The 20,846-nt window shown below is 67.8% G+C and carries 18 protein-coding genes; 9 read left to right on the plus strand and 9 right to left on the minus strand.

Annotated features, from left to right (window positions below; genetic code table 11):
* Window positions 1-32: 32 nt before the first annotated feature.
* Together IPV10_RS03505 and IPV10_RS03510 are read right to left on the minus strand one after the other, a co-directional pair.
* Window positions 33-998 (minus strand): acetylxylan esterase, encoded by a 966-nt coding sequence (locus IPV10_RS03505; RefSeq protein WP_207480476.1) that lies wholly within the window; start codon window positions 996-998, stop codon window positions 33-35.
* Window positions 999-1,029: 31 nt separating this feature from the next.
* The gene (locus IPV10_RS03510; protein ID WP_207480478.1) at window positions 1,030-2,010 is read right to left on the minus strand and encodes a LacI family DNA-binding transcriptional regulator; all 981 of its coding nucleotides are present in this window, start codon (window positions 2,008-2,010) and stop codon (window positions 1,030-1,032) included.
* Between the two features lie 309 nt (window positions 2,011-2,319).
* On the opposite strand from IPV10_RS03510, the gene IPV10_RS03515 reads away from it, so the two are divergent.
* From IPV10_RS03515 to IPV10_RS03555, 9 genes are all read left to right on the plus strand, one after another.
* A complete protein-coding gene (locus IPV10_RS03515; protein WP_207480480.1) occupies window positions 2,320-3,330 on the plus strand; it encodes a LacI family DNA-binding transcriptional regulator in 1,011 nt (336 codons plus the stop codon).
* Between the two features lie 297 nt (window positions 3,331-3,627).
* Entirely contained in the window at window positions 3,628-4,947 is a 1,320-nt protein-coding gene (locus IPV10_RS03520) for a sugar ABC transporter substrate-binding protein (RefSeq protein ID WP_207480482.1), read from the plus strand.
* A 70-nt stretch (window positions 4,948-5,017) separates the two neighbouring features.
* Window positions 5,018-5,920: a carbohydrate ABC transporter permease gene (locus IPV10_RS03525; protein WP_207480484.1), complete on the plus strand. Its 903-nt coding sequence runs from the start codon at window positions 5,018-5,020 to the stop codon at window positions 5,918-5,920.
* A gap of 7 nt (window positions 5,921-5,927) precedes the next feature.
* A complete protein-coding gene (locus IPV10_RS03530; RefSeq protein ID WP_307861043.1) occupies window positions 5,928-6,908 on the plus strand; it encodes a carbohydrate ABC transporter permease in 981 nt (326 codons plus the stop codon).
* Between the two features lies 1 nt (window position 6,909).
* Window positions 6,910-8,355, plus strand: coding sequence for an arabinan endo-1,5-alpha-L-arabinosidase (locus tag IPV10_RS03535; protein ID WP_207480486.1), 1,446 nt, complete (start codon window positions 6,910-6,912; stop codon window positions 8,353-8,355).
* Window positions 8,352-8,990 carry a YesL family protein gene (locus IPV10_RS03540; protein WP_207480488.1) on the plus strand — a complete coding sequence of 213 codons (639 nt, stop codon included), beginning with the start codon at window positions 8,352-8,354 and terminating at the stop codon, window positions 8,988-8,990. The genes IPV10_RS03535 and IPV10_RS03540 overlap by 4 nt, the downstream gene beginning before the upstream one ends.
* Window positions 8,991-9,068: 78 nt before the next feature.
* Window positions 9,069-10,568, plus strand: a complete 1,500-nt coding sequence (locus IPV10_RS03545; protein ID WP_207480490.1) for an alpha-N-arabinofuranosidase — start codon at window positions 9,069-9,071, stop codon at window positions 10,566-10,568.
* Complete coding sequence (locus IPV10_RS03550) at window positions 10,568-11,569, plus strand: arabinan endo-1,5-alpha-L-arabinosidase (protein WP_207480491.1); 1,002 nt, start codon at window positions 10,568-10,570, stop codon at window positions 11,567-11,569. The genes IPV10_RS03545 and IPV10_RS03550 overlap by 1 nt, the downstream gene beginning before the upstream one ends.
* Before the next feature lie 32 nt (window positions 11,570-11,601).
* Window positions 11,602-14,007 carry a beta-L-arabinofuranosidase domain-containing protein gene (locus IPV10_RS03555; RefSeq protein ID WP_207480493.1) on the plus strand — a complete coding sequence of 802 codons (2,406 nt, stop codon included), beginning with the start codon at window positions 11,602-11,604 and terminating at the stop codon, window positions 14,005-14,007.
* A 37-nt stretch (window positions 14,008-14,044) separates the two neighbouring features.
* Here IPV10_RS03555 and IPV10_RS03560 read toward each other — a convergent pair whose 3' ends face one another.
* The 7 genes from IPV10_RS03560 to IPV10_RS03590 form a co-directional block, all read right to left on the minus strand.
* Window positions 14,045-14,305: a Txe/YoeB family addiction module toxin gene (locus tag IPV10_RS03560; protein WP_207480495.1), complete on the minus strand. Its 261-nt coding sequence runs from the start codon at window positions 14,303-14,305 to the stop codon at window positions 14,045-14,047.
* Entirely contained in the window at window positions 14,302-14,553 is a 252-nt protein-coding gene (locus IPV10_RS03565) for a type II toxin-antitoxin system Phd/YefM family antitoxin (RefSeq protein ID WP_207480497.1), read from the minus strand. Before IPV10_RS03565 ends, IPV10_RS03560 begins: the two co-directional genes overlap by 4 nt.
* Before the next feature lie 230 nt (window positions 14,554-14,783).
* Complete coding sequence (locus tag IPV10_RS03570; protein ID WP_207480500.1) at window positions 14,784-15,899, minus strand: restriction endonuclease; 1,116 nt, start codon at window positions 15,897-15,899, stop codon at window positions 14,784-14,786.
* Window positions 15,900-16,027: 128 nt separating this feature from the next.
* Window positions 16,028-17,551: an alpha-N-arabinofuranosidase gene (locus IPV10_RS03575; RefSeq protein WP_207480502.1), complete on the minus strand. Its 1,524-nt coding sequence runs from the start codon at window positions 17,549-17,551 to the stop codon at window positions 16,028-16,030.
* A 33-nt stretch (window positions 17,552-17,584) separates the two neighbouring features.
* The gene (locus tag IPV10_RS03580; RefSeq protein ID WP_207480504.1) at window positions 17,585-18,490 is read right to left on the minus strand and encodes a carbohydrate ABC transporter permease; all 906 of its coding nucleotides are present in this window, start codon (window positions 18,488-18,490) and stop codon (window positions 17,585-17,587) included.
* Window positions 18,490-19,437 (minus strand): carbohydrate ABC transporter permease, encoded by a 948-nt coding sequence (locus IPV10_RS03585; protein ID WP_207480505.1) that lies wholly within the window; start codon window positions 19,435-19,437, stop codon window positions 18,490-18,492. The genes IPV10_RS03580 and IPV10_RS03585 overlap by 1 nt, the downstream gene beginning before the upstream one ends.
* A complete protein-coding gene (locus tag IPV10_RS03590) occupies window positions 19,434-20,780 on the minus strand; it encodes an extracellular solute-binding protein (RefSeq protein WP_207480507.1) in 1,347 nt (448 codons plus the stop codon). The genes IPV10_RS03585 and IPV10_RS03590 overlap by 4 nt, the downstream gene beginning before the upstream one ends.
* Window positions 20,781-20,846 lie beyond the last annotated feature (66 nt).

The following is a 20,846-nucleotide window of genomic DNA, read 5'->3' on the forward strand; positions in this document are numbered from 1 at the left end:
CCGGAACCTGTCGGCCCACGCCGGGCGGCGGGTCAGATCCTCGCGGCGAGCCACTCCGCCTGGCGCACCCACTGCACGATCTGCCCGCCCTCGTGGCCGTTGAACTCGTACACCTCGATCTCGGCATCCGCCGACCCGATGTGGTTGAACGCGGCGAACACGCTGGACGGGAGCACGATCGCGTCCATCAGCGCGACCGAGAACAGTGAAGGCGTCGTGATGCGGCGGGCGAAGTTCACGCCGTCGAAGTACGAGAGCGTCTCGAAGACGTCGTCGGCGCGCCCGCGGCGGACGGCGAGGTAGCGCTCGATCTCCTTGAACGGATGCTCCGGCGTGAGCTCGACCGAACGCCGGAAGTGGCACAGGAACGGCACGTCCGGCATGACCGCGAACACGTCGGGGTGCAGCGCCCCGGCGGCGAGGCTGATGCCGCCGCCCTGGCTGCCGCCGGTCACGGCGATGCGGCCGGCGTCGACGAACGGCAGCTGCTTCACGGCGTCGATCAGCAGCGTCGCGTCGGTGAACACCCGGCGGTAGAAGTACGTGTCCCGGTTCGAGATGCCCCGCGTCATGAATCCGGGCACGGCGCCCTCGGAGCCGTGCGGGTCGGGGGTGTCGCCGCCGGAGCCCCATCCGCTGCCCTGGCCGCGGGTGTCCATCAGCACGTGCACGAAGCCAGCCGCCGCCCACTGCAGCCGCTCGCCGGGGATGCCGCGGCCGCCGTTGTAGCCGATGTACTCGACCACGGCCGGCAGCACCTCGTCGGTGCGGGGCCGGGTGATCCACGCGCGGATCGGCTCGCCGCCGAAGCCGCTGAAGGTGAGGTCCTCGACGGTCAGCCGGGAGATCGGGGTCTCGGCCGGCTGCAGCTCCGGCGCGATCGCGAGGGCTCGCGATTCCGCGAGCGTTCGCGCCCAGAAATCGTCGAAGTCCGCGGGCTCGGCGACGTCGGGGCGGAAGGAGCGGAGCTGGTCGAGGGGGAGGTCAGTCAGGGCCACTCGCGTCACATTAGCCGATCGACGCCCGCCGCTATGCCGTGGTCGCCGGCCGACCCGAGGCGAGCACGGGCGGCAGCAGACGCACCTTCGGCGTCGGCTCGCCGGCGAGGAGTGCGATGATCGCCCTGGTCGCCGCGCTGCCCAGTTCCTCCGCCGGGAGGTCGATGCTGTCCGTGAGCGTCGGCACGGTGCGGGCGATGTCCTCGGGGCAGAGCGCGATCGCATCGCGCCCGCCCAGAGCCGCGATGCGCGCGGCGACGTGCGCCAGGGCCCCCTCGTTGTGGATGAAGACGCCGGTCACTTCCGGGTGCGCGGCAAGCACAGCATCCACCACCGCGACCGACTCGTGCGTCGTCGGGCACGGATGCACTGTGGCGGGGATATCGTGCTCGGCGCATGCGGCGAGGAACCCGCGGGAGAGCCGTTCGGCGTACGACGTGTGCCGCTCGAGCACCTCCCGAGGCGACCCGATCAGGGCGACCCGGCGGTGACCGAGCGCGATCAGACGCTCGGCGGCGGCACGGCCGGCCGCCTCGAAGTCGAAGTCGACGCAGGTGAGGCCGTCGGCCCCCTGCGGCAGCCCGACCAGCACACTGGGCGCCGACAGCTTGCGGAGGGTCTTGATGCGGGGGTCGTCGGATTCGACGTCCATCAGCAGCAGCGCGTCGACCATCGAGGCCCCGGTCGCGCGCCGCAGACCCTCGGCATCGTCGCTCGTGAGCAGCAGGATGTCGTACTGGTGGGCGCGAGCCTCGCGGACGATGCCGGCGACGATCTCCATGACGACGTGCACATCGACGCCTGAGCGCAGCGGCGCCTGCAGGCCGATCACGTTCGTGGATCTCGAGGCGAGCGAGCGTGCACTCGCGTGCGGCCGGTAGTCGAGCTCCTCGACTGCGCGCTCGACGCGGTCCTTGGTCTCCTGCGAGATCGTCCTCTTGCCGCTCATGACGTACGACACGGTCGAGATCGACACGCCGGCCGCCTGCGCGACATCCGCGATGGTCACCATCGGTTCTCCCTCGGCTCGATGACGGCGGGTGTGTGCGCTGCGAGACACATCGTGGACTTCGACACGGGACGAGTATATGACGTCGCCGTTGAAGCGCTTCGACTTTCGGGTCCTGCCTGAACCGACCGGATCTGCATGAACCACCATGCCAGACGTGCTGGTTCATGCAGAAGGTGTCGGCTCACGCGGAGAGCTGTGGTTCCGCGGGTGACCGGGCGCGTCGCGATAGGGTGATGTCGCGGCAGCGGAGCGGTTCTGCAACGTTGTAGAGTGGTCGCGGAATCCTGGTCGAATGCGGGGGAGGGTGCTATGGCGGTGACGTTGCACGACGTGGCGAGGCTCGCCGGCGTCTCGATCAAGACGGTCTCGAACGTCATCAACGACTACCCGCACATCCGCCCGACCACCCGCGAGAAGGTCGAGGCTGCGATCGCCGAGCTCGGCTACACGCCGAACCTCACGGCGCGGAACCTCCGCTCCGGCCGCACCGGCGCGATCGCCCTCGCGCTCCCCGATCTCAGCCTCGCGTACTTCGCCGAGCTCGCGGCCCAGGTCATCCAGGAGGCGGAGGCTGCCGGAGTCGTCGTCCTCGTCGAGCAGACCGGAGCCGACCGCACCCGCGAACTCGACCTGCTGCGCAGCCCGCGCCTGAAGCTCACCGACGGACTAATCTTCAGCCCGCTGGGAATGGGGCAGGAGGATGCCGCGGCGCTCGAGGTCTCGTACCCGATGGTGCTGCTCGGCGAGCGGATCTTCGACGGCCCGACCGACCATGTGACCATGCGCAACGTGGAGGCAGCCAGGTCGGCCACCGAGTACCTCATCGCGCAGGGACGACGGCGGATCGCCGTGGTCGGTGCGCACGAGGGGGAGGTCATCGGCTCGGCGGCCCTTCGCCTTCAGGGCTATCGCGAGGCGCTCGAGGCCGCCGGCATCCCGTACGACGATGGGATCGTCGGCTACACGACGCTCTGGCACCGCGCGAACGGCGCCGACTCGATGCGCGAGATCCTCGCCTGCGGCGGCGAGTTCGACGCCGTTTTCGGGCTGAACGACACCCTCGCGCTCGGCGCGATGCGCGTGCTGCAGGAAGCGGGACGCCGAGTGCCCGACGACGTCGCCGTGGTCGGCTTCGACGGGCTCGACGAGGCCGAGTACTCGATCCCGTCACTCACCACGGTCGACCCGGGCCGCGAATGGATCGCGAAGACCGCGGTGTCGACGCTGCTCGCGCGCATCGCGGGGGATGCGGATGCTCCGCCGCGCACGCTCCTCGCCGACTACCGCATCCTCGAGCGCGAGTCCGCCCCCTCGGCCTGACCGCCCCCTCGGCATCCGTCCGACGTCCGGACCAGCCGTCCGGCATCCGTCCCCTCCCGCGTGCGGGGCCAGAAGCGCACCGAAACACGGCTTCGCGGATGCTTTTCCGACCCCGCACGCGCGCCGAGATGCGTTTGTGACCTCGCACGCGCGAAATCGCGATTGACACCTCGAACGTTTCGGGTCACAATGTCTCTACAACGTTTACTACAACGTTGTAGAACGAGTGAGATCGCTCCAGCGGCCCCGGCCCGAGCGTCGACATCGAAGTCAGCTCCCGAGAGGAAACACAGCACAATGAAGTCACGGATCCTGGCGGTCACGGCCGTCTCAGCGGTCGCCCTCGCGACCATCACCGGATGCTCGAGCGGCGCCTCGGGCAGCGACGGCGACACCCTCACCTTCATGTTCCGCGGCAGCGATGCCGAGAAGGCGGCGTACACGGCGGCGATCGAGCAGTTCGAGAAGGACAACGACGTCGACGTCAAGATCATCATGACGACGGCCGACGAGTACTCCACGAAGCTCAAGGCGGCGATCACCGGCAAGCAGATCCCGGACGTCTTCTACGTCGACCCCGGCAGCGTCCAGGCCTACGTGAAGTCGGGCATCATCAAGGACATCACCGCCGAGGTCGAGAAGAGCGCCGACCTCGACAACGTCTGGGCGTACGGCGTCGACAGCTACCGCTTCGACGGCAAGATCATGGGCGAGGGCGCGATCTACGCGATGCCCAAGGACATCGGGCCGTTCTCCTTCGGCTACAACAAGACGATGTTCGAGGCGGCTGGCCTCCCGCTGCCCTCCGCGGACGAGCCTTACACCTGGGACGAGTTCATCGACGTCGCCAAGAAGCTCACGCTCGACACCAACGGCGACGGCACCCTCGACCAGTGGGGCACCGGCCTCAACGTGCAGTGGAACCTGCAGTCGTTCGTGTGGTCGAACGGCGGCGACTGGCTGAACGAGGACCACACGAAGGTCACCGTCGACAGCCCCGAGTTCGCCGAGGCGCTGCAGTTCTTCGCAGACATGTCGAACGTCGCCGAGGTCACGCCGTCGACGACGGATGCGCAGACGCTCGACACCTACCAGCGCTGGATGCAGGGACAGATCGGGTTCTTCCCGGTCGGCCCGTGGGACGTGCCCACCTACGAGAAGCTCGACTTCGAGTGGGACCTGATCCCATACCCGGCCGGCGCCACCGGTGAGACCGCGAGCTGGATCGGCACGCTCGGCATCGCGGTCGCCGAGACCACCAAGAACGCCGACCTCGCGACGAAGCTCGCGATCTACCTCTCCACCGACGAGACCGCGCAGCAGTCGCTGGTCGACGCGGGCGTGCAGATCCCGAACCTGAAGGACATGGCCGACACCTGGGTGTCCTCGTCGACGCTGCCGCCGGCGAACAAGCAGGAGTTCCTCGACGTCGCGAACGAGTACGGCCGCGCGCTGCCGGCGGGCACCACCTACTCGGCCGAGTGGTACGACGAGCTGTTCAAGAACATCCAGCCCGTGCTCGACGGCGAGCAGACCGCGGAGGATTACCTCGCCGAGGTGCAGCCGCGCATGCAGGAGCTGCTCGACAAGGCGAACGCGGACGCCGGAATCGGCTGATCGACTCCCGGGGCCGGCCGCACGCCGGCCCCGGGCCACCAGCCCTTCCGTCCCACAGAACGAGGTGACCATGTCCACGACGACCGTCCGCCGCTCCCGGCTGCACCGCCGCGAGCACCTTGCCGCAGCCGCCTTCATCGCGGTGCCGGTGCTCGGGTTCCTGATCTTCATCGCCTACCCGCTGCTGTTCGCCGTGTACGCGTCGTTCACCAAGTGGAACGGCCTGAGCGACCCGGTCTTCAACGGCCTCGACAACTACGTCGAGATGTGGAACGACCCGTACTTCTGGCAGGCGATGGGCAACACGGTGTTCATGATGATCGGCATCCCGATCGGACTGATCATCTCCCTGCTGCTCGCCCTCGCCCTCAACCGCAGGATGCGCGGCACCACCTTCTTCCGCACGGTCTACTACGTGCCGGTGATCTCCTCGCTCGCCGCAGTGGCGATCCTCTGGCAGTGGGCGTACAACGGCGACTTCGGCCTGGTCAACCAGGTGCTCGCGTTCTTCGGGATCGAGGGCCCGAACTGGCTCCAGAACGCCGACACCGCGAAGCCGGCGATCATCATCATGGCCGTCTGGAAGGGCCTCGGATTCTCGATGCTCCTCTACCTCGCGGCCCTGCAGTCGGTGCCACGGCACCTGTACGAGGCGGCGGCCATCGACGGTGCCGGCGCAGTCTCGCAGTTCCGCCACATCACGATCCCGATGCTGCGTCCGGTGACGTTCTTCCTGGTGGTCACGAGCATCATCGGCGGCGCGCAGATCTTCATCGAGATCAACATCATGACCCCGACCGGAGGCCCCGAGTTCTCCACGGCATCCATCGTCTGGTACATCTGGCAGAAGGCTTTCAACTACCTCCAGATGGGCTACGCGACATCGATGTCGGTCGTCCTGGGACTCCTGGTCTTCGTCATCACGGCGATCCAGTTCCAGGTCAACCGCCGGTCCCAGTTCTCCATCGAGTGAGGCAGCCATGACCCTTTCAGCCCCACGCACTCAGGCGGCGCCCGACGCGGCTCCCGGCACAATGACGACCGTGCTGCCGGCGGCCGCCCGGCGGCGGCTCCCGCGCCGCGTCTCCGGCGACTCCGGCGGCTCATCCGCCCCGGTCGGCACGCGCTCGCGCTCGTACCGCATGATGAACGTGATCGTCACGGTCATCCTGTCGATCGGCGGCATCGTGATGATCGCGCCGCTGCTGTGGACGTTCAGCACCTCGCTGAAGACGAAGGAGGCGGTGTTCGCCCTTCCACCGCAGTGGATCCCGGACCCCGTGCAATGGGACACCTACATCCGCGTCTGGACGGCAGGGCCCCTGGCCAGCGGCATCTGGAACAGCATCGTCGTCTCGGTGAGCGTGACCGTGGTCGGCACCGTGAGCTCGGCGATCGCAGCCTTCGCGTTCGCGAAGATGCGGCTGCCGTTCAAGAACGTGGTGTTCCTGGCGATGCTCTCGGCCATCATGATCCCGTTCCCGACGATCATGATCCCGCAGTTCAAGATGTTCGCGGATGCCGGCATGGTCGACACCCTGTGGCCGCTGATCCTGCCTGGGCTGTTCGGCAACATCGTGATGATCTTCTTCCTCCGGCAGTTCCTCGACTCCGTGCCCGACTCGATCATCGAGGCGGCCAAGCTCGACGGCGCCGGCTACCTGCGGATCTTCTTCACACTCATCTTCCCGGCGATCCGCCCGGCGATCGCCGCGCAGTTCATCCTGTGGTTCATGGCCGTGTGGAACGACTACCTCGCTCCGATCATCTACCTGAACTCGCCGGAGAAGCAGACCCTGCAGCTCGTCATCGCGAGCTTCAACGCCACCTACGCCAGCCAGACCGACTACCCGCTGATCATGGCGGCGTCGTTCATCGCGCTGATCCCGGTGCTCGTCGTGTTCGTCGTCTTCCAGCGGCAGATCATCGAGTCGGTCGCGCTCAGCGGATCGAAGGCCTGACATGTCGATCCTCACGAGCGACCCCGGCACCTGGGGCGCGCGCAACGCGCACGACCCGACGGTCGTGCGAGGCGACGACGGCCTCTGGTACATGTTCTCCACGGATGCCGCGGCGGATGTGGCGGGCTTCCCTGTCGGCGCGCATGTGCGCACTTCGCCGGACCTGGTGACCTGGTCGTTCCACGGGACGGCCCTCGGCGAGGTGCCGGCGCCCGCCCGCGAGTGGACCGGCGCCGAGGGACTCTGGGCGCCCGAGGTGGTGCGGTGGCCGACCGATGACGGCACGCCGCGCTGGCACATGTACTACTCGGCATCCACGTTCGGCTCCCGCACCTCGGCCATCGGCCTGGCGATCGCCGAGAGCCCCGCCGGTCCCTGGACCGATCAGGGCATCGTCGTCGCCACCCGGCATGACCGCGACGCGCACAACGCGATCGATGCGGCCGTCGCCTTCGATAGGGAGGGACGCCCGTGGATGATCTACGGCTCCTTCTTCGGCGGCATCCACATCGTCGAGCTCTCGCCCGAGACCGGGATGCGGCTGCGCGAGGAGACCGGTGCGCTGATCGCCCGTCGTCCGGCCAGCGTCGACGGCGCGATCGAGGGTGCGTTCGTGCAGTACCGGGCCGAGGAGGACCGGTTCGTGCTGTTCGTGTCCTACGACTCGCTGGTCGACACGTACAGCGTGCGTGTCGGCGTGGCCGACGAGATCACCGGACCATACCGGGATGCCGCGGGCAACGACCTGACCTCGCCCGCGCCCGAGGTCGCCGCCGCGGCGGGGACCAAGGTGCTCGGCGGCCACCGCTTCCCGGGCGGCACAGGACTCATCGCGCCGGGTCACAACTCGATCTTCACGGACGGCGATGCGACCTTCATGGTGCATCACGTGCGCCTTGCCGACGCGCCGACGCAGCACGAGGCGCAGATCCGCCGGGTGCACTGGACGCCGGGCGGCTGGCCGCTGGTGTCGCCGCACCCGTTCGCCGGCGCGGCGACCGAGAGGCTCGCCGTGGCCGAGCAGGTCTCAGGGGAGTGGGATGCCGTGCGCTTCGCGCCCGAGGTGTCGGCCCTGGTCGACGCGCAGCGCGTGACGGTCGTGTCGGATGCCGTGTCAGACGGCGAGCCGGTCGCGGTTCGACTGATCGTCGAGTTCGCCCCGATCTCTGAGCCGAGCCGGGGCGTTGAGTCCGATTGGGTCGCTGAGCTTGTCGAAGCGCCGCCGACGAACTCTGTCAGTGCGGCCCTTCGACAGGCTCAGGGACCCACCGGGGGTGCGTTCCCGGCGGGTGCGGCCCTTCGACAGGCTCAGGGACCCACCGGGGTCGAGCTCGACGCCGTCGTCTTCGGCGCGTGGGACCCGGTCGCCGAGCGCACCGTGCACGCCTTCAGCGGCATCGACCCGCACGGCGTGGTCTGGAGCGGCTCGAAGGCGGTGACGTCGTGAGCGCCGAAGCCCTCACCGGCGTCGGCTGGACCGGCCGGGTCATGCAGATCCTGCACGTCGCGGCGTCGCTGGTCGCGGTCAACGTGATGTTCCTCCTCGGCACACTCCTCGGACTCGGCGTCCTCGGTCTCATGCCCGCCTCGGTCGCGGCATCCGCCGTGCTCAGGCGCAGCGATCTGCTCGCAGGCGCCGCCGAGGGCGGTGTCGTCCGCACCTTCTGGACGCACTACCGCGCCGAATTCGGCCGGGCGAACCTCGCCGGCATCCCGTTCGGGATCGCCGCCCTGCTGCTCGTCGCCGACGCCGCGGTGCTGCCGCAGCTGCAGGGTCCGCTGTCCGCAGCGCTCCTCGTGTTCACGGGGGTCGTCGTCGCGGTCGCGCTCGTGAGCGCGATCACCACGATCGTCCTGCTGTCCCGATACGACGACCGCCCTGCCGCAGTCCTCCGCTGCGCACTGCTGCTGCCGATCACGTCTGTCCCGATGGTGCTGAGCGTGCTCATCGTCATCGTCGCCTGGACCGCCATCGTCGGAGCCCTTCCGGTGCTCCTGCCCCTGGTAGGCGCCGCGATCCCGCTGGCGATCGCCGTGCGGCTGATCGACCGACGACTGGATCGCATCGACGACGCCGGCTGACGGCATCCGCTCTCCTCCGTACTCCGAACACCTCGCCGTGCTGCGCCGCAGCCGGCCCGTCCCACAGAAGGAACACCCGTGACCAAGGCACGCATCTCCATCGACCGCGAGGCGGTCGTGGCTCCCCTCGACCGGCGCATCTTCGGCTCGTTCGTCGAGCACCTCGGCCGCTGCGTCTACGACGGCATCTACGAGCCCGGCCACCCCACGGCGAACGAAGACGGCTTCCGCCTCGACGTCGTGGACCTCGTGCGCGAGCTCGGCTCGACCACGATCCGCTACCCCGGCGGCAACTTCGTCTCCGGCTTCCGCTGGGAAGACTCGGTCGGCCCGCGCGATCAGCGTCCGGTGCGCCGGGACCTCGCCTGGCACTCGATCGAGACGAACCAGGTGGGCGTCGACGAGTTCTCCCGCTGGCTGAAGCTCACCGGCTCCGAGCTGATGATGGCGGTGAACCTCGGCACCCGCGGCATCGAGGCCGCCCTCGACCTGCTCGAGTACTGCAACCACCCCTCCGGCACCGCGCTCAGTGACCAGCGCATCACGAACGGCACGGTCGAGCCGCACGACATCAAGATGTGGTGCCTCGGCAACGAGATGGACGGCCCCTGGCAGACCGGCTACATGACCGCCGAGGACTACGGCAAGATCGCGGCCCGCACCGCGCAGGCCATGAAGGCGGCCGACAAGGATCTCGAGCTCGTGGTCTGCGGATCGTCCGGATCGGCCATGCCGACCTTCGGCGACTGGGAGCGCACGGTGCTCGAGCACGCGTACGAGCACGTCGACTTCATCTCCTGCCACGCGTACTACCAGGAGCGCGGCGGCGACCTCGGCTCGTACCTCGCGTCGTCGCTGGACATGCAGTACTTCATCGAGACGGTGGTCGCCACCGCCGACCACGTCGGCAACAAGCTCAAGTCGTCGAAGAAGATCAAGCTCTCCTTCGACGAGTGGAACATCTGGTACCTCGACGAGCACCAGGCCTCCGACGAGGTCAACCACGAGTGGCGGGTCGCCCCGCGTCAGCTCGAGGACGTCTACTCGGTGGCGGATGCCGTGGTGCTGGGCAACCTGCTCATCACCCTGCTGAAGAACCACGACCGGGTGGCCTCGGCATCTCTCGCCCAGCTCGTCAACGTGATCGCCCCCATCATGACCGAGCCGGGCGGCGACGCATGGCGTCAGACCACGTTCTTCCCGTTCTCGGTGACCTCGCGCCTGGCGAAGGGCGAGATCGTGAAGCCGCGCATCGACGTCGGCACCTACGACACGAAGGTGTACGGCAAGGCGCCGCTCGTCGACTCCGTCGTCACGACCGACGGCGCGAACTCCGCCGTGTTCCTCGTGAACCGGAGCCAGACCGAGTCGATCGAGGTGCAGATCGCGGTGTCCGAGCTGGGTGCGACGTCGATCGACGAGGCCGTGACGCTCTGGGACGAGGACGTGTACGCGAAGAACACGCTCCAGGACCAAAACCGAGTCGGTCTCAAGCCGCTCGAGGGCGCCGCACTGGAGGGCGGCGTGCTCACCGTCACGCTGCCGCCAGTCTCCTGGTCGGCGCTCGCGCTCTCCTGATGGGCATCCTCCCGCGCCTGGTCGGCGCCGCCGCGGTGGTCCTCACCACGGCGGCGGTGCTGACCGGCTGCGGGGTCGTCGCAGCTGCCGCTCCGGAGCTCTCCGGCGACGTGTTCGTGCACGACCCCGCCTACGTGCAGACCGACGACGGACACTTCGTCTACTCGACCGGCAACGGGCAGCTCGGCGACGGGAACATCCAGATCCGCCGATCGGACGACGGGGCGGACTGGGAGTACGCCGGCGAGGTCTGGGCATCGAAGCCGACATGGCTTGCGGATGCCGTGCCCGGCGTCGACAACCTCTGGGCGCCGGAGCTGTACGAGCACGGAGGCACCTGGTACCTCTACTACTCGGCATCCACGTTCGGCAGCAGCGATTCGGTGATCGCGCTCGCCACGAACACCACACTCGACCCCGACGACCCCGACTACGAGTGGGTCGACCGCGGCGAGGTGATCGCGTCGGCCGGCAGCGACTTCAACGCGATCGACGCCGGCATCGTGGAGGACGCCGACGGCACCCCGTGGATGTCGTTCGGATCGTTCTCCTCCGGCATCCGCATGGTCGAGCTGGAGTGGCCCAGTGGCAAGCGGGCGGATGCGGCCGAGCCACTGCTCCTCGCCGATCGCGGCCTCGTGGAGAACGCGATCGAGGCGCCGTACATCGTGGCGCACGAGGGCTGGTTCTACCTGTTCGCCTCGCGCGGCTTCTGCTGCAAGGGCATCGACAGCACCTACGAGATCATCGTCGGGCGCTCGAAGTCGGTGACGGGCCCGTACCTGGATGCCGACGGCGGCGCGCTGCTCGACGACGGCGGGACTGTGGTGCTGACGAGCGAGGGCGACGCGATCGGTCCCGGCGGTCAGTCGGCGTCTGCCGGCATGCTCGCCTTCCACTTCTACGACGGCGCGGCCGACGGCGTACCGACCCTCGGCATCCTGCCGATCGCCTGGCGGGATGGCTGGCCGACGGTGTCGTGGCCGGATTCCGGCGAGTAGTCTGTGACCGGTCACGGAATCGAAGGGGCTTCATGAGCACGGCATTCGCGCGTCTGGAGGACGTCACGCTCGCGGACCCGTACCTCCGCAATGCGCAGGAGAAGACGATCGCCTACCTCCTCGAGCTCGATGCGGCCCGGCTGCTGTACTCGTTCGAGCGGAACGCCGGCCTGGAGCCGACCGCCGCCGAGGGATACGGCGGATGGGAGCGCGAGGAGGGCACCCGCTTCCAGGGGCACTTCTTCGGGCACGCGATGTCGGCGTGGTCGCAGGCCTGGGCGACGACCCGCGACGAGCGGCTCCTCGAGCGAATCGTCGTCGCGATCGACGGCCTCGACCGCTGCCAGCGCGCCTACGCCGACGCACATCCCGAGTCCGCCGGCTACGTCTCCGCCTTTCCGGTCGGCCTGCTGCCGTCCGGCGGCGACGGCCTGCTCGTTCCCTTCTACAACCTGCACAAGATGCTGGCGGGACTCCTCGACGCGCATCGCCACGCGCCCGAGGAGATCGGCCGCACGGCGCTTGGCGTCGCCAGCCGCTTCGCAGCCTGGATCGACACCTACGCGGGGTCGCTGGAAGATGCGCGGATCATTCTCGACACCGAGTACGGCGGCATGAACGAGGCCCTCTACCGGCTGTACGCGGTCACGGGTGACCCCGTGCACAAGCGCGCCGCCGAGCGCTTCGACGAGACCGATCTGTTCCGGAGCCTCGCCGCGGGGGAGGACGTGCTGGCCGGAAGGCACGCGAACACCACCATCCCGAAGCTCATCGGCGCTCTCGCCCGGTATACGGTGCTGGCCGGCGACCCGAGCCTGTCCGCCGCCGAGCGGGCGGACCTCGGCATGTACCGCGCCGCCGCCGAGAACTTCTGGCGCATCGTCGTCGACCGGCACACCTACGCGAACGGCGCGAACAGCCAGTCCGAGCATTTCCACGCGCCGGGCACCCTGCACGCACGGGCGAACAGCGGCACCACCACCGGCTACGGGGAGAACTCGACTGCCGAGGGGTGCAACGAGTACAACATGCTCAAGCTCTCCCGCGCGCTGTTCGCGCTCACCGGCGACGTGAAGTACGCCGACTACGACGAGTCGACCTTCCTGAACAGCGTCCTCGCAGCGCAGAACCCCGAAACAGGCATGGTGACCTACTTCCAGCCGCAGCGCGCCGGCTACGCCAAGGTGTTCGGTCGGCCGTTCGACCAGTTCTGGTGCGACCACGGCACGGGCGTCGAGAGCTTCACCAAGCTCGGCGACGACATCTATGCCGTCGCCGCGGATGCCGTCACCGTCAACCGGTTCCGCTCCGGCGAGCTGCGACTGAGCGAGCGCAATCTGCGTCTCACGGTTTCGGCCGACATCCCGCGAGAGAGCACCGTGCGCCTCGCGGTCTCGAGTCTCGACGGCGGTACGGTCCCTTCGGTCACGCTTCGGCTGCGCGCGCCGTCATGGCTGGCCGCGCCGCCGACGCTGACGGTGAACGGCGAACGGCGCGAAGCCGTGCCCGTCCGCGGTTACCTCGCGGTCGAGGTGACCGACGGCGACGAGATCGAGTACACGCTGCCCGCCGAGGTGCGCCTCTCGGCCGGCACCGAGAATGAGAACTGGGTCGCCTTCACCTACGGTCCGGTGCTGCTCGCGACCGCGCTCAGCCGGGAGAACGTCGACGCGACCTACACCGCCGGCGTCCTCGTGGAGATGGGCCTCGCGGATCCGGCACTCACCGGCACGGTCGTCGTCGACGACCCGGCGGCCTGGCGCGCCGGCATCCGCTCGCACCTCGTGCGCCTCGACGACGGGGAGAACGCCAACGGCATCCGCACGATGCGGTTCGCCCTCCGCGGCGTCGATGCGGAGGCCGCGGGGTGGGTGTGGGAGCCGTACTACAGCCTCTACGGAGCGCGCTATGCGACCTACGTCACGCTCGTCGCGCGAGGAGCGGAGCGGGATGCCTCGGCGACGGCCGATGACGTGATCGATGCGCTGAGCTCCTTCGACAACAACAACTCCGAGGCCGACAAGAACCACCGCTTCCACGCGTCGACGATCGGCGTTCGAGAGGGCGCCCAGTACCGGGAGGCGTCAGCGGACGCCGGCGCGTACTTCGAGTACGCACTGATCGTCGACCCCGCCGGCACTCGGCTCGGAGTGACCTACAGCGGGCAGGATGCCGGCCGCACGTTCGACGTCTTCGTGAACGACGTGCTGCTGCGCCGCGAGGTGATCGAGGATCCGAACGCGGACGGCGGGCTGTACGAGCGGATCGATGACCTCCCTCCGGACGTGCTCGCGGGCGGTCGCTTCAAGCGCGACCAGCGCGGCGGGTTCCTGCAGGACCCGGCCGGTCGCCGGATCCCGGTCGTGACCGTGCGGTTCCAGAGCACCGGCGGCAGCCCGGTCGGCGGGGTCTACGGCGTGCGAACCCTTCGCGGGTAGCAGTCGCCCTGAGGGTCCCGCCTCGACGGTGAACCCGTCAGTAGTGATCGCGCGCCTGCAGGACCACGATGTGATCTTCGGTGACGTAGTAGACCAGTCGGTTCGTCTCGTCGATCCTGCGCGACCAGGCACCAGACAGCACGTGACGGAGCGGTTCGGGCTTTCCGATGCCGGCGAACGGATCGCGGATCACGTCGGCGATGAGCAGATTGATGCGCTTCAGGGTCTTTCGGTCCTGGGTCTGCCAGTACACATAGTCCTCCCAGCCGTTGGGATCGAATGCGAGAGTGCGACTCATGCGTCGAGCAGGTCGTGACTCTCGAACTCACCGCGACGTGCACGCTCGATCGCGTCCAGAAGGCGCTCGGCGTTCGCGGGGTTGCGGAGCAGGTACGCGGTCTCGGTGATCGCGTCGTAGTCGGCCTTCGAGAGGATGACCGCGTTGCCGTGCTTCGAGACGACCTCGACTGCGTCATGGTCCTCGTTGACGCGCTGGATGAGGCCGAACAGGCTCTTGCGTGCTTCGGTCGCGGTGATCGCCGACATGATTCCTCCCGAGTAGTACTGGATAGCGTACCACTCGGCATGGTCAGGCGAGCTCGACCAGCATCTGGGAGAGCGCGGCAAGCGTCGTGTGCATCGACCTCACCACCATGGCTTGTGCATCATTCGATGCGGGCTGGTCAAAGCCGACGCAAGCACAAGGCAAGATGAGCGGGCTGTCCGAACTGAAGCGGCCTGGGATCGTCGGAGGGCGATGTTAGGCCGATTCAAACCTAACTTGCATTGAGCTGTCGGTTGATCCGGTCGGTCAACGCGTTCACTCGCAGTAGCCCAGCTACGAGACTCCGTGGTCGCGCGAGGTCAAGCTGCATGTGCTTGTCAAAGAGAATCCTGAAGATTGAAGTGGCAGTACCGTGAACTCGTTGAACGCCAGATCTAACCGATTCTTTCACCTGGTGTAGGAGTTCCGCGGAGAGAATGGATTGGTCGAACGAAGCGCTGAGGAGCATTCCCGCCGCCTTCCGGAGCTCCTCGTCTTCAAGTGCGATCGTGCTGACCCCGTCGGGGAGAATCTCCTGCCAGTCCTTCAAGAACTTGACGGCAAGGTCCCGAAGGTTGAATGCTCCAGTTGCAGCGAGATGGAGCAGGTAGTCGGATCCTGGCGAGCTATCCAAACTCCAACCATGAGAGATCGCCGCTTCGAGGTTCTCGTACGAAGCCCGGAGCTCAGTGCCAGTGATCCATCCCAGAAACTCGATCCGCTTGTTGATCTCCTCGGAGGCGTCGTCCGCGTCTTGAAACTGTCGACCGCCCACCGCAGTCTTGAAACGCGTGACCGACTGCTCCAGGGCCGAAGCCACATGCGAGTACACCGTCGACTCCTCGGGGTTCAGCGGCGTTTGCCGGACAAACTGCGCATAGAGCCTCAGGTCCTGTTCGAACGAGGCGCTTGCCAATTGATAGCGCAGCGCTTTCAGCTCCTCAAGTCGTTCCTTGCGCTCTTGAATGTGCTCGGGTTCGGCAAGTAAGGTCGCAAGCTGCGAAGTTGGCTTCGCCTGGCCATAGGGGTCCATCTGGAAGAGCGCGACTCTTGCCTGGTCGGCATAGGCGACGGCTTCTCCGGTGTAGCCGCCTGTGGAATAGAACACAGCAAGTCGATAATCATGGGCGGCGCCACGGAGCCTCTGAATGTCGGGGCGTCCAACCGGGTTGGCATAGAACTTGACTTGGGCGGCGGCCTCAGCACTTTCGACATCGATGCCGCCGTCGGCTCCAGCCTGTGTCTTTTGTGCATCGACAAAGCCAAGGGTCCTCATGTGCTCGACAGCCGCAAGCTCTGCGCTTTGCCAGTCGAGAAGGAACGCGGAGGGCGGTTCAACGAAACTCATGGAGGTCATGCTAATCGCGGCCCATGACCCGCCGCGGATCCTCCGAAAGATCTGACTCGAGGATTGCGGGTAAAGGACTTCGTCGGCGATCCGCGGATCCTGGGCCGGCTGGTGAGAGACGCTCGACCTCAGGCGAGTTCGATCGCCGACCAGCTCAGCGCGGGGAGCGTGGCGCGCACCGCCCCGTCGACGACCTCGGCCGCGGAGAGCGGCACCATGTGCACGGCATCCGGAGTCGTCTCCAGATTCCCGGTGAACCGGTCGCCGCCCTCGGGGATCGTGAGCGTCTCGGCGTGGACGACCTTCAGCCCCTCGAACCCGCGCAGGTCGACGGTGAGGTCGTTCGCCGACTCCAGCGAGCGGTTCGCGACGAACAGCACCACGCGCCCGGTCTCCTCGTCGTAGGTCGCCGCCGCATCGACCGAGTCGACGTCGCCGTACTGCTTCGTGCTGATCTGCGAGGCCGAGACCGCGAGCCGCAGGATCCTGCCGCGGGCGAGCCGCGCCATCCTCTCGAAGGGCCAGAAGCTGGTCTGCCGCCACGCCGGTCCGCCCTGCTCCGACCGGATCGGCGCGATCACGTTCACCAGCTGCGCCTGGTTCGCGATGTGCACGCGATCGCCGTGACGCAGCAGGCTGTTCAGGAAGGTGCCGACGACGACGGCATCCGTCACGTTGTAGGTGTCCTCGATCAGGCGCGGATGCTCGCGCCATCCGGCCGCCGCGATCTCCGCGGCCTCCTCGTCGTTGTAGCGGTCGAAGTCCCAGACGTTCCACTCGTCGAACGAGATGTTCACCTGCTTGGTGTGCTTCCCGGCCGCCTTCACCGCGTCGATCGTCGCGATCACGCCGTCGATGAACGCGTCCATCTCGACCGCCTCGGCGAGGAACGACTCGGCGTCGCCGTCGAGCTCCCGGTAGTACGCGTGCATCGAGATGTAATCGACCTCGTCGTAGGCGTGCGTGAGCACCGTGTGCTCCCAGGTGCCGAACGTCGGCATGCCGCGGTTCGACGAGCCGACCGCGACCAGCTCGATCGAGTCGTCGACGAGCTTCATCGCCTTCGCCGTCTCCTGGGCGAGTCGTCCGTACTCCGTGGCCGTCTTGCCGCCGATCTGCCAGGGGCCGTCGAGCTCGTTGCCCAGGCACCACAGCTTGATGCCGAACGGGTCCTCCGCGCCGTTGCGCCGGCGCATGTCCGACCAGTACGTGCCGCCGGGGTGGTTCGCGTACTCGACGAGCGCGCGCGCCTCCTCGACTCCGCGGGTGCCGAGGTTGATCGCCTCCATGATCTCGACCTCGGCCTCCCTCGCCCATTCGACGAACTCGTGCAGGCCGAACGCGTTGGTCTCGATCGTGTGCCACGCGCCGTCGATGCGCACCGGGCGGTCGGCCGCGGGGCCCACGCCGTCCTCCCACCGGTACCCCGAGACGAAGTTGCCGCCCGGGTAGCGGATCACGGTCGGGCCCATCTCCCGCACGAGCTCCAGCACGTCCGTGCGGAAGCCGCGCTCGTCGGCCTGCGCGTGCCCCGGCTCGTAGATGCCGGTGTACACGCACCGCCCCATGTGCTCGACGAACGACCCGAAGAGCCTCCGGGGGACGTCGGCGATCGTGAAGTCGCGGTCGATGGTGATGCGGGCGTCAGCCATGGTTCTCCTGGTCGATGGGTGGGTGAGCGTGGTCTACTGACCGCCGAAGCCGCTGGTCGCGACTCCCTTGACGATCTGCTTCTGGAAGATGAGGAACACGATGATGAGCGGGAGTGCGGCGAGCACCGCTTGGGCCATCACCTGCGCGTACTGCACGCCGTAGGCGCTGATCACGGTCTGCAGCCCCACCGGCAGGGTCATCAGCGTGGTGTCGTTGATGACCAGGAACGGCCACAGGAAGTTGTTCCACGCGGCGATGAACACGAAGATCGCGACGGATGCGAGGATCGGCCGCGACAGCGGCAGAACGATCGACCAGAAGATTCGGAACCGGCTGGCGCCGTCCACGCGCGCGGCCTCCTCCAGCTCGATCGGGATCGCGTCGAAGAAGCGCTTCAGGATGAACACCATCGCCGGCGCCACCACCTGCGGGAGGATCAGCCCCCAGTAGGTGTCGACCATGTTGAAGGCGAGCATCTGGTAGAAGAGCGGGATGATCAGCACCTGCGGCGGCACCACGATCGAGGCGATGATCGCCGCGAACAGCCACTTGCGGCCGGTGAAGTCGAGCCGCGAGAACGCGTAGGCGGCGAGGGCCGAGATCGCGAGGGTGATCAGCGTCACGGCGGCGGCGGTCCACAGGCTGTTGAACGCCCAGATGTAGACGTTGCCCTGCGAGAGGATCGCGGTGAACGCCTCGACCGTGGGGCCGGAGGCGCCGATCCAGGACGGGTCGCCCGATGCGGCATCCGATTCGGTCTTGAAGGCGGTCGCGACCGCCCACAGGAACGGCAGCAGCCAGCTGATCGCGAGCAGCAGCAGGACCGCGAACGCGGCGATGCGCAGAGGTGCGAACGGCTTCTGGCCTGGGAGGCGCGGGCGGGTGCGCGGTGTCGCGGTGACGAGCGCCTCGGTCGGGGTGAGGGTCGCGGTGGACATCACAACTGCTCCTTCCGGCGGCGCGTGACCAGGGCCTGCGCGACACCCACGATGACGATGAGGGCGAAGAACACGTACGAGATGGCGGCCGAGTAGCCGAACCGGTAGCTCGTGAAGCCGGCCTCGTAGATGTACTGGACGATCGAGCGGGTGGTGTCGCTCGCGACCCCGCCGAGCATCTGGTATGCCTGGTCGAACAGCTTCAGCGAGGCGAGGATCTGCAGCAGCAGGATCAGCACGGTCGCCGGCCCCAGCTGCGGGAGCGTGATCGACCAGAACTGGCGCCAGGCGCCGGCGCCGTCGAGGGATGCCGCCTCGTACTGCTGCGGCGGGATGTTCTGCATCGCGGCGAGGTAGAGCAGGAAGTTGAAGCCGACCGTCCACCACACCGTCGCGATGACGATGGACATCATGTTGGTCTCGGGGTTCTGCAGCCAGGCGAGCGGCTCCAGTCCGAGGGCCTTCAGGATGTTGTTGGCGGCGCCGATCTGGGGGTTGAAGATCCACACCCAGATCTGCGAGATCACGGTGGAGGCGAGCAGGAACGGCATGAAGAACGACAGCCGCCACAGCCACTGGCCGGGGATGCCGCGGTCGACGAGTGCTGCCATCAGCAGCGCGATCACGACGAGCGGCACGGTCGAGAGCAGCGTGAACCAGACGGTGTTCCACAGCGACTGCCACATCACCGGGTCGGTGAGAGCCTCGGCGTAGTTGACGAACCCGACGAACGCGCCGCCGGCGCCGGTGAGCGACTGGTCGGTGAAGCTGAGGATGATGCCGTGGATGATGGGCCACACCAGGAACAGCGCGAAGGCGATCAGGAACGGGGCGAGGAACGCCCAGCTGACCAGCTGCTCGCGGCGCTGGAACCCGGCACGGCGGGAGGGCGTATCGGCCGGCCGGCCGGTGACGATCATGCGAGTGGATGCTGCCGAGGTCGTCATGATGCGAACGTCCCTTCGGGGTCGGCCGGGTTGGGCCGGCTGAGCAGCGCGTTCACGCGCGACTCGAAGCGGTCGATCGCGGCGACGGGGTCGGCGCCCGTGAGCAGCACGTTCTGCACCGCGGCGCCGAACTCGCCCTGGAAGTTCGATCCGGAGCCGGTGAACCAGGCGGTCGGGTCGTAGACGACGTGCTTCGCGGCCTCCGCGTAGTGCGCCTGGGGGATCAGGTCGTCGTACTCCGACGACTCGGTCACGGGGAGGAACGCCGGAACGTGCCCCGCCTCGGCCCAGCCGAAGGAGCCCTTCAGCATGTCGGCGACGAACCGGTACGCGAGGTCGCGCTTGACCGGGTCGGGCCTGGTCTGGTGCGGCAGCACGAACGAGTGCGAGTCGGCGTACACCGCGGGGGTGCCGTAGAGCGTCGGGATCATCGTGGCGTCGAACGGCAGCTTCGCGTTCTGCATGGTGCGCAGCTCCCAGACGCCGGTGAACAGCATCCCGCTCTTCCCGGTGGAGAACTCGGCGACCGCGGTGCCGTAGTCGGCCTGGGCGGCCGCGATCTCGCCGTCGAGGAGGGTGCGCATGAGCGACAGCGACTCGACCGCCGCATCCTTGTCGATCACCGCCCTGCCGCCCGCGGGCAGCTCGATCGGCGAGCCGTGCTGCGAGTAGAACGTGTAGAACAGTCGCCACATCTGGGCGCCGTCGCCGAGGTACCCGTACGAGAGGGCGTGGCCTTCGGCGCTGCCGCCGATCGTGCGCAGCTGGTCGAGGAACTCCTCCGGGGAGGAGGTCTCCTGCAGCGAGCCGTCGGAGTCGAGGACTCCTGCAGCGTCGCAGATGTCGGTGTTGAACATCGCGACGAACGGGTGCGCGTCCAGCGCGATGCTGTACATGCTCTCGCCCACGAAGCCCTTGTCCCAGATCGGCTTCGGGAAGGTCGAGTCGTCGATGCCGAGCTCGGCGAGGCGGTCGAGGTCCCACGGGTCGAGCAGGCCGCCGGGCGCCCAGCCGACGGTGCGGGTCGCGTGCATCACGGCGACGTCGGGCGCGCGTCCGCCGGCGCCCGCCATCGCGAGCTTGGTGTAGTACGGAGTGCCCCAGGCGAGGACGGTCGGGCGGATGCGGTAGTCGCCCTGTGCGCCGTTCGCCTGATCCAGCAGCTGCGACATCGTGACGCCGTCACCGCCGGAGAGCAGGTGCCAGAACTGCAGCGTCTGCGGGCCGGAGCCGGTGGCGGCGCCGGGCGCGCAGCCGGCGAGGAGGGCCGAGCCCGCGGTCAGCGAGGCGACGGTCAGGAACTGCCGGCGGGAGAATCCTGCAGGTTGAATCGGGGGCGTCATCCGTCACTCCTTCGTGACTGGGTTACGGGGGCGGGTATATCATTACATCGTGGTAATCGTTGCCGC

It is taken from the genome of Microbacterium sp. SD291, assembly GCF_017355365.1.
GTDB lineage: Bacteria > Actinomycetota > Actinomycetes > Actinomycetales > Microbacteriaceae > Microbacterium.

Coding starts and splice junctions, on each gene's coding strand:
- IPV10_RS03510 (WP_207480478.1), bottom strand. CDS start 2,010: ATGGTGACCATCGCGGATGTCGCGCAGGCGGCCGGCGTGTCGATCTCG.
- IPV10_RS03515 (WP_207480480.1), top strand. CDS start 2,320: ATGGCGGTGACGTTGCACGACGTGGCGAGGCTCGCCGGCGTCTCGATC.
- IPV10_RS03520 (WP_207480482.1), top strand. CDS start 3,628: ATGAAGTCACGGATCCTGGCGGTCACGGCCGTCTCAGCGGTCGCCCTC.
- IPV10_RS03525 (WP_207480484.1), top strand. CDS start 5,018: ATGTCCACGACGACCGTCCGCCGCTCCCGGCTGCACCGCCGCGAGCAC.
- IPV10_RS03530 (WP_307861043.1), top strand. CDS start 5,928: ATGACCCTTTCAGCCCCACGCACTCAGGCGGCGCCCGACGCGGCTCCC.
- IPV10_RS03535 (WP_207480486.1), top strand. CDS start 6,910: ATGTCGATCCTCACGAGCGACCCCGGCACCTGGGGCGCGCGCAACGCG.
- IPV10_RS03550 (WP_207480491.1), top strand. CDS start 10,568: ATGGGCATCCTCCCGCGCCTGGTCGGCGCCGCCGCGGTGGTCCTCACC.
- IPV10_RS03555 (WP_207480493.1), top strand. CDS start 11,602: ATGAGCACGGCATTCGCGCGTCTGGAGGACGTCACGCTCGCGGACCCG.
- IPV10_RS03560 (WP_207480495.1), bottom strand. CDS start 14,305: ATGAGTCGCACTCTCGCATTCGATCCCAACGGCTGGGAGGACTATGTG.
- IPV10_RS03565 (WP_207480497.1), bottom strand. CDS start 14,553: ATGTCGGCGATCACCGCGACCGAAGCACGCAAGAGCCTGTTCGGCCTC.
- IPV10_RS03570 (WP_207480500.1), bottom strand. CDS start 15,899: ATGAGTTTCGTTGAACCGCCCTCCGCGTTCCTTCTCGACTGGCAAAGC.
- IPV10_RS03575 (WP_207480502.1), bottom strand. CDS start 17,551: ATGGCTGACGCCCGCATCACCATCGACCGCGACTTCACGATCGCCGAC.
- IPV10_RS03580 (WP_207480504.1), bottom strand. CDS start 18,490: ATGTCCACCGCGACCCTCACCCCGACCGAGGCGCTCGTCACCGCGACA.
- IPV10_RS03585 (WP_207480505.1), bottom strand. CDS start 19,437: ATGACGACCTCGGCAGCATCCACTCGCATGATCGTCACCGGCCGGCCG.
- IPV10_RS03590 (WP_207480507.1), bottom strand. CDS start 20,780: ATGACGCCCCCGATTCAACCTGCAGGATTCTCCCGCCGGCAGTTCCTG.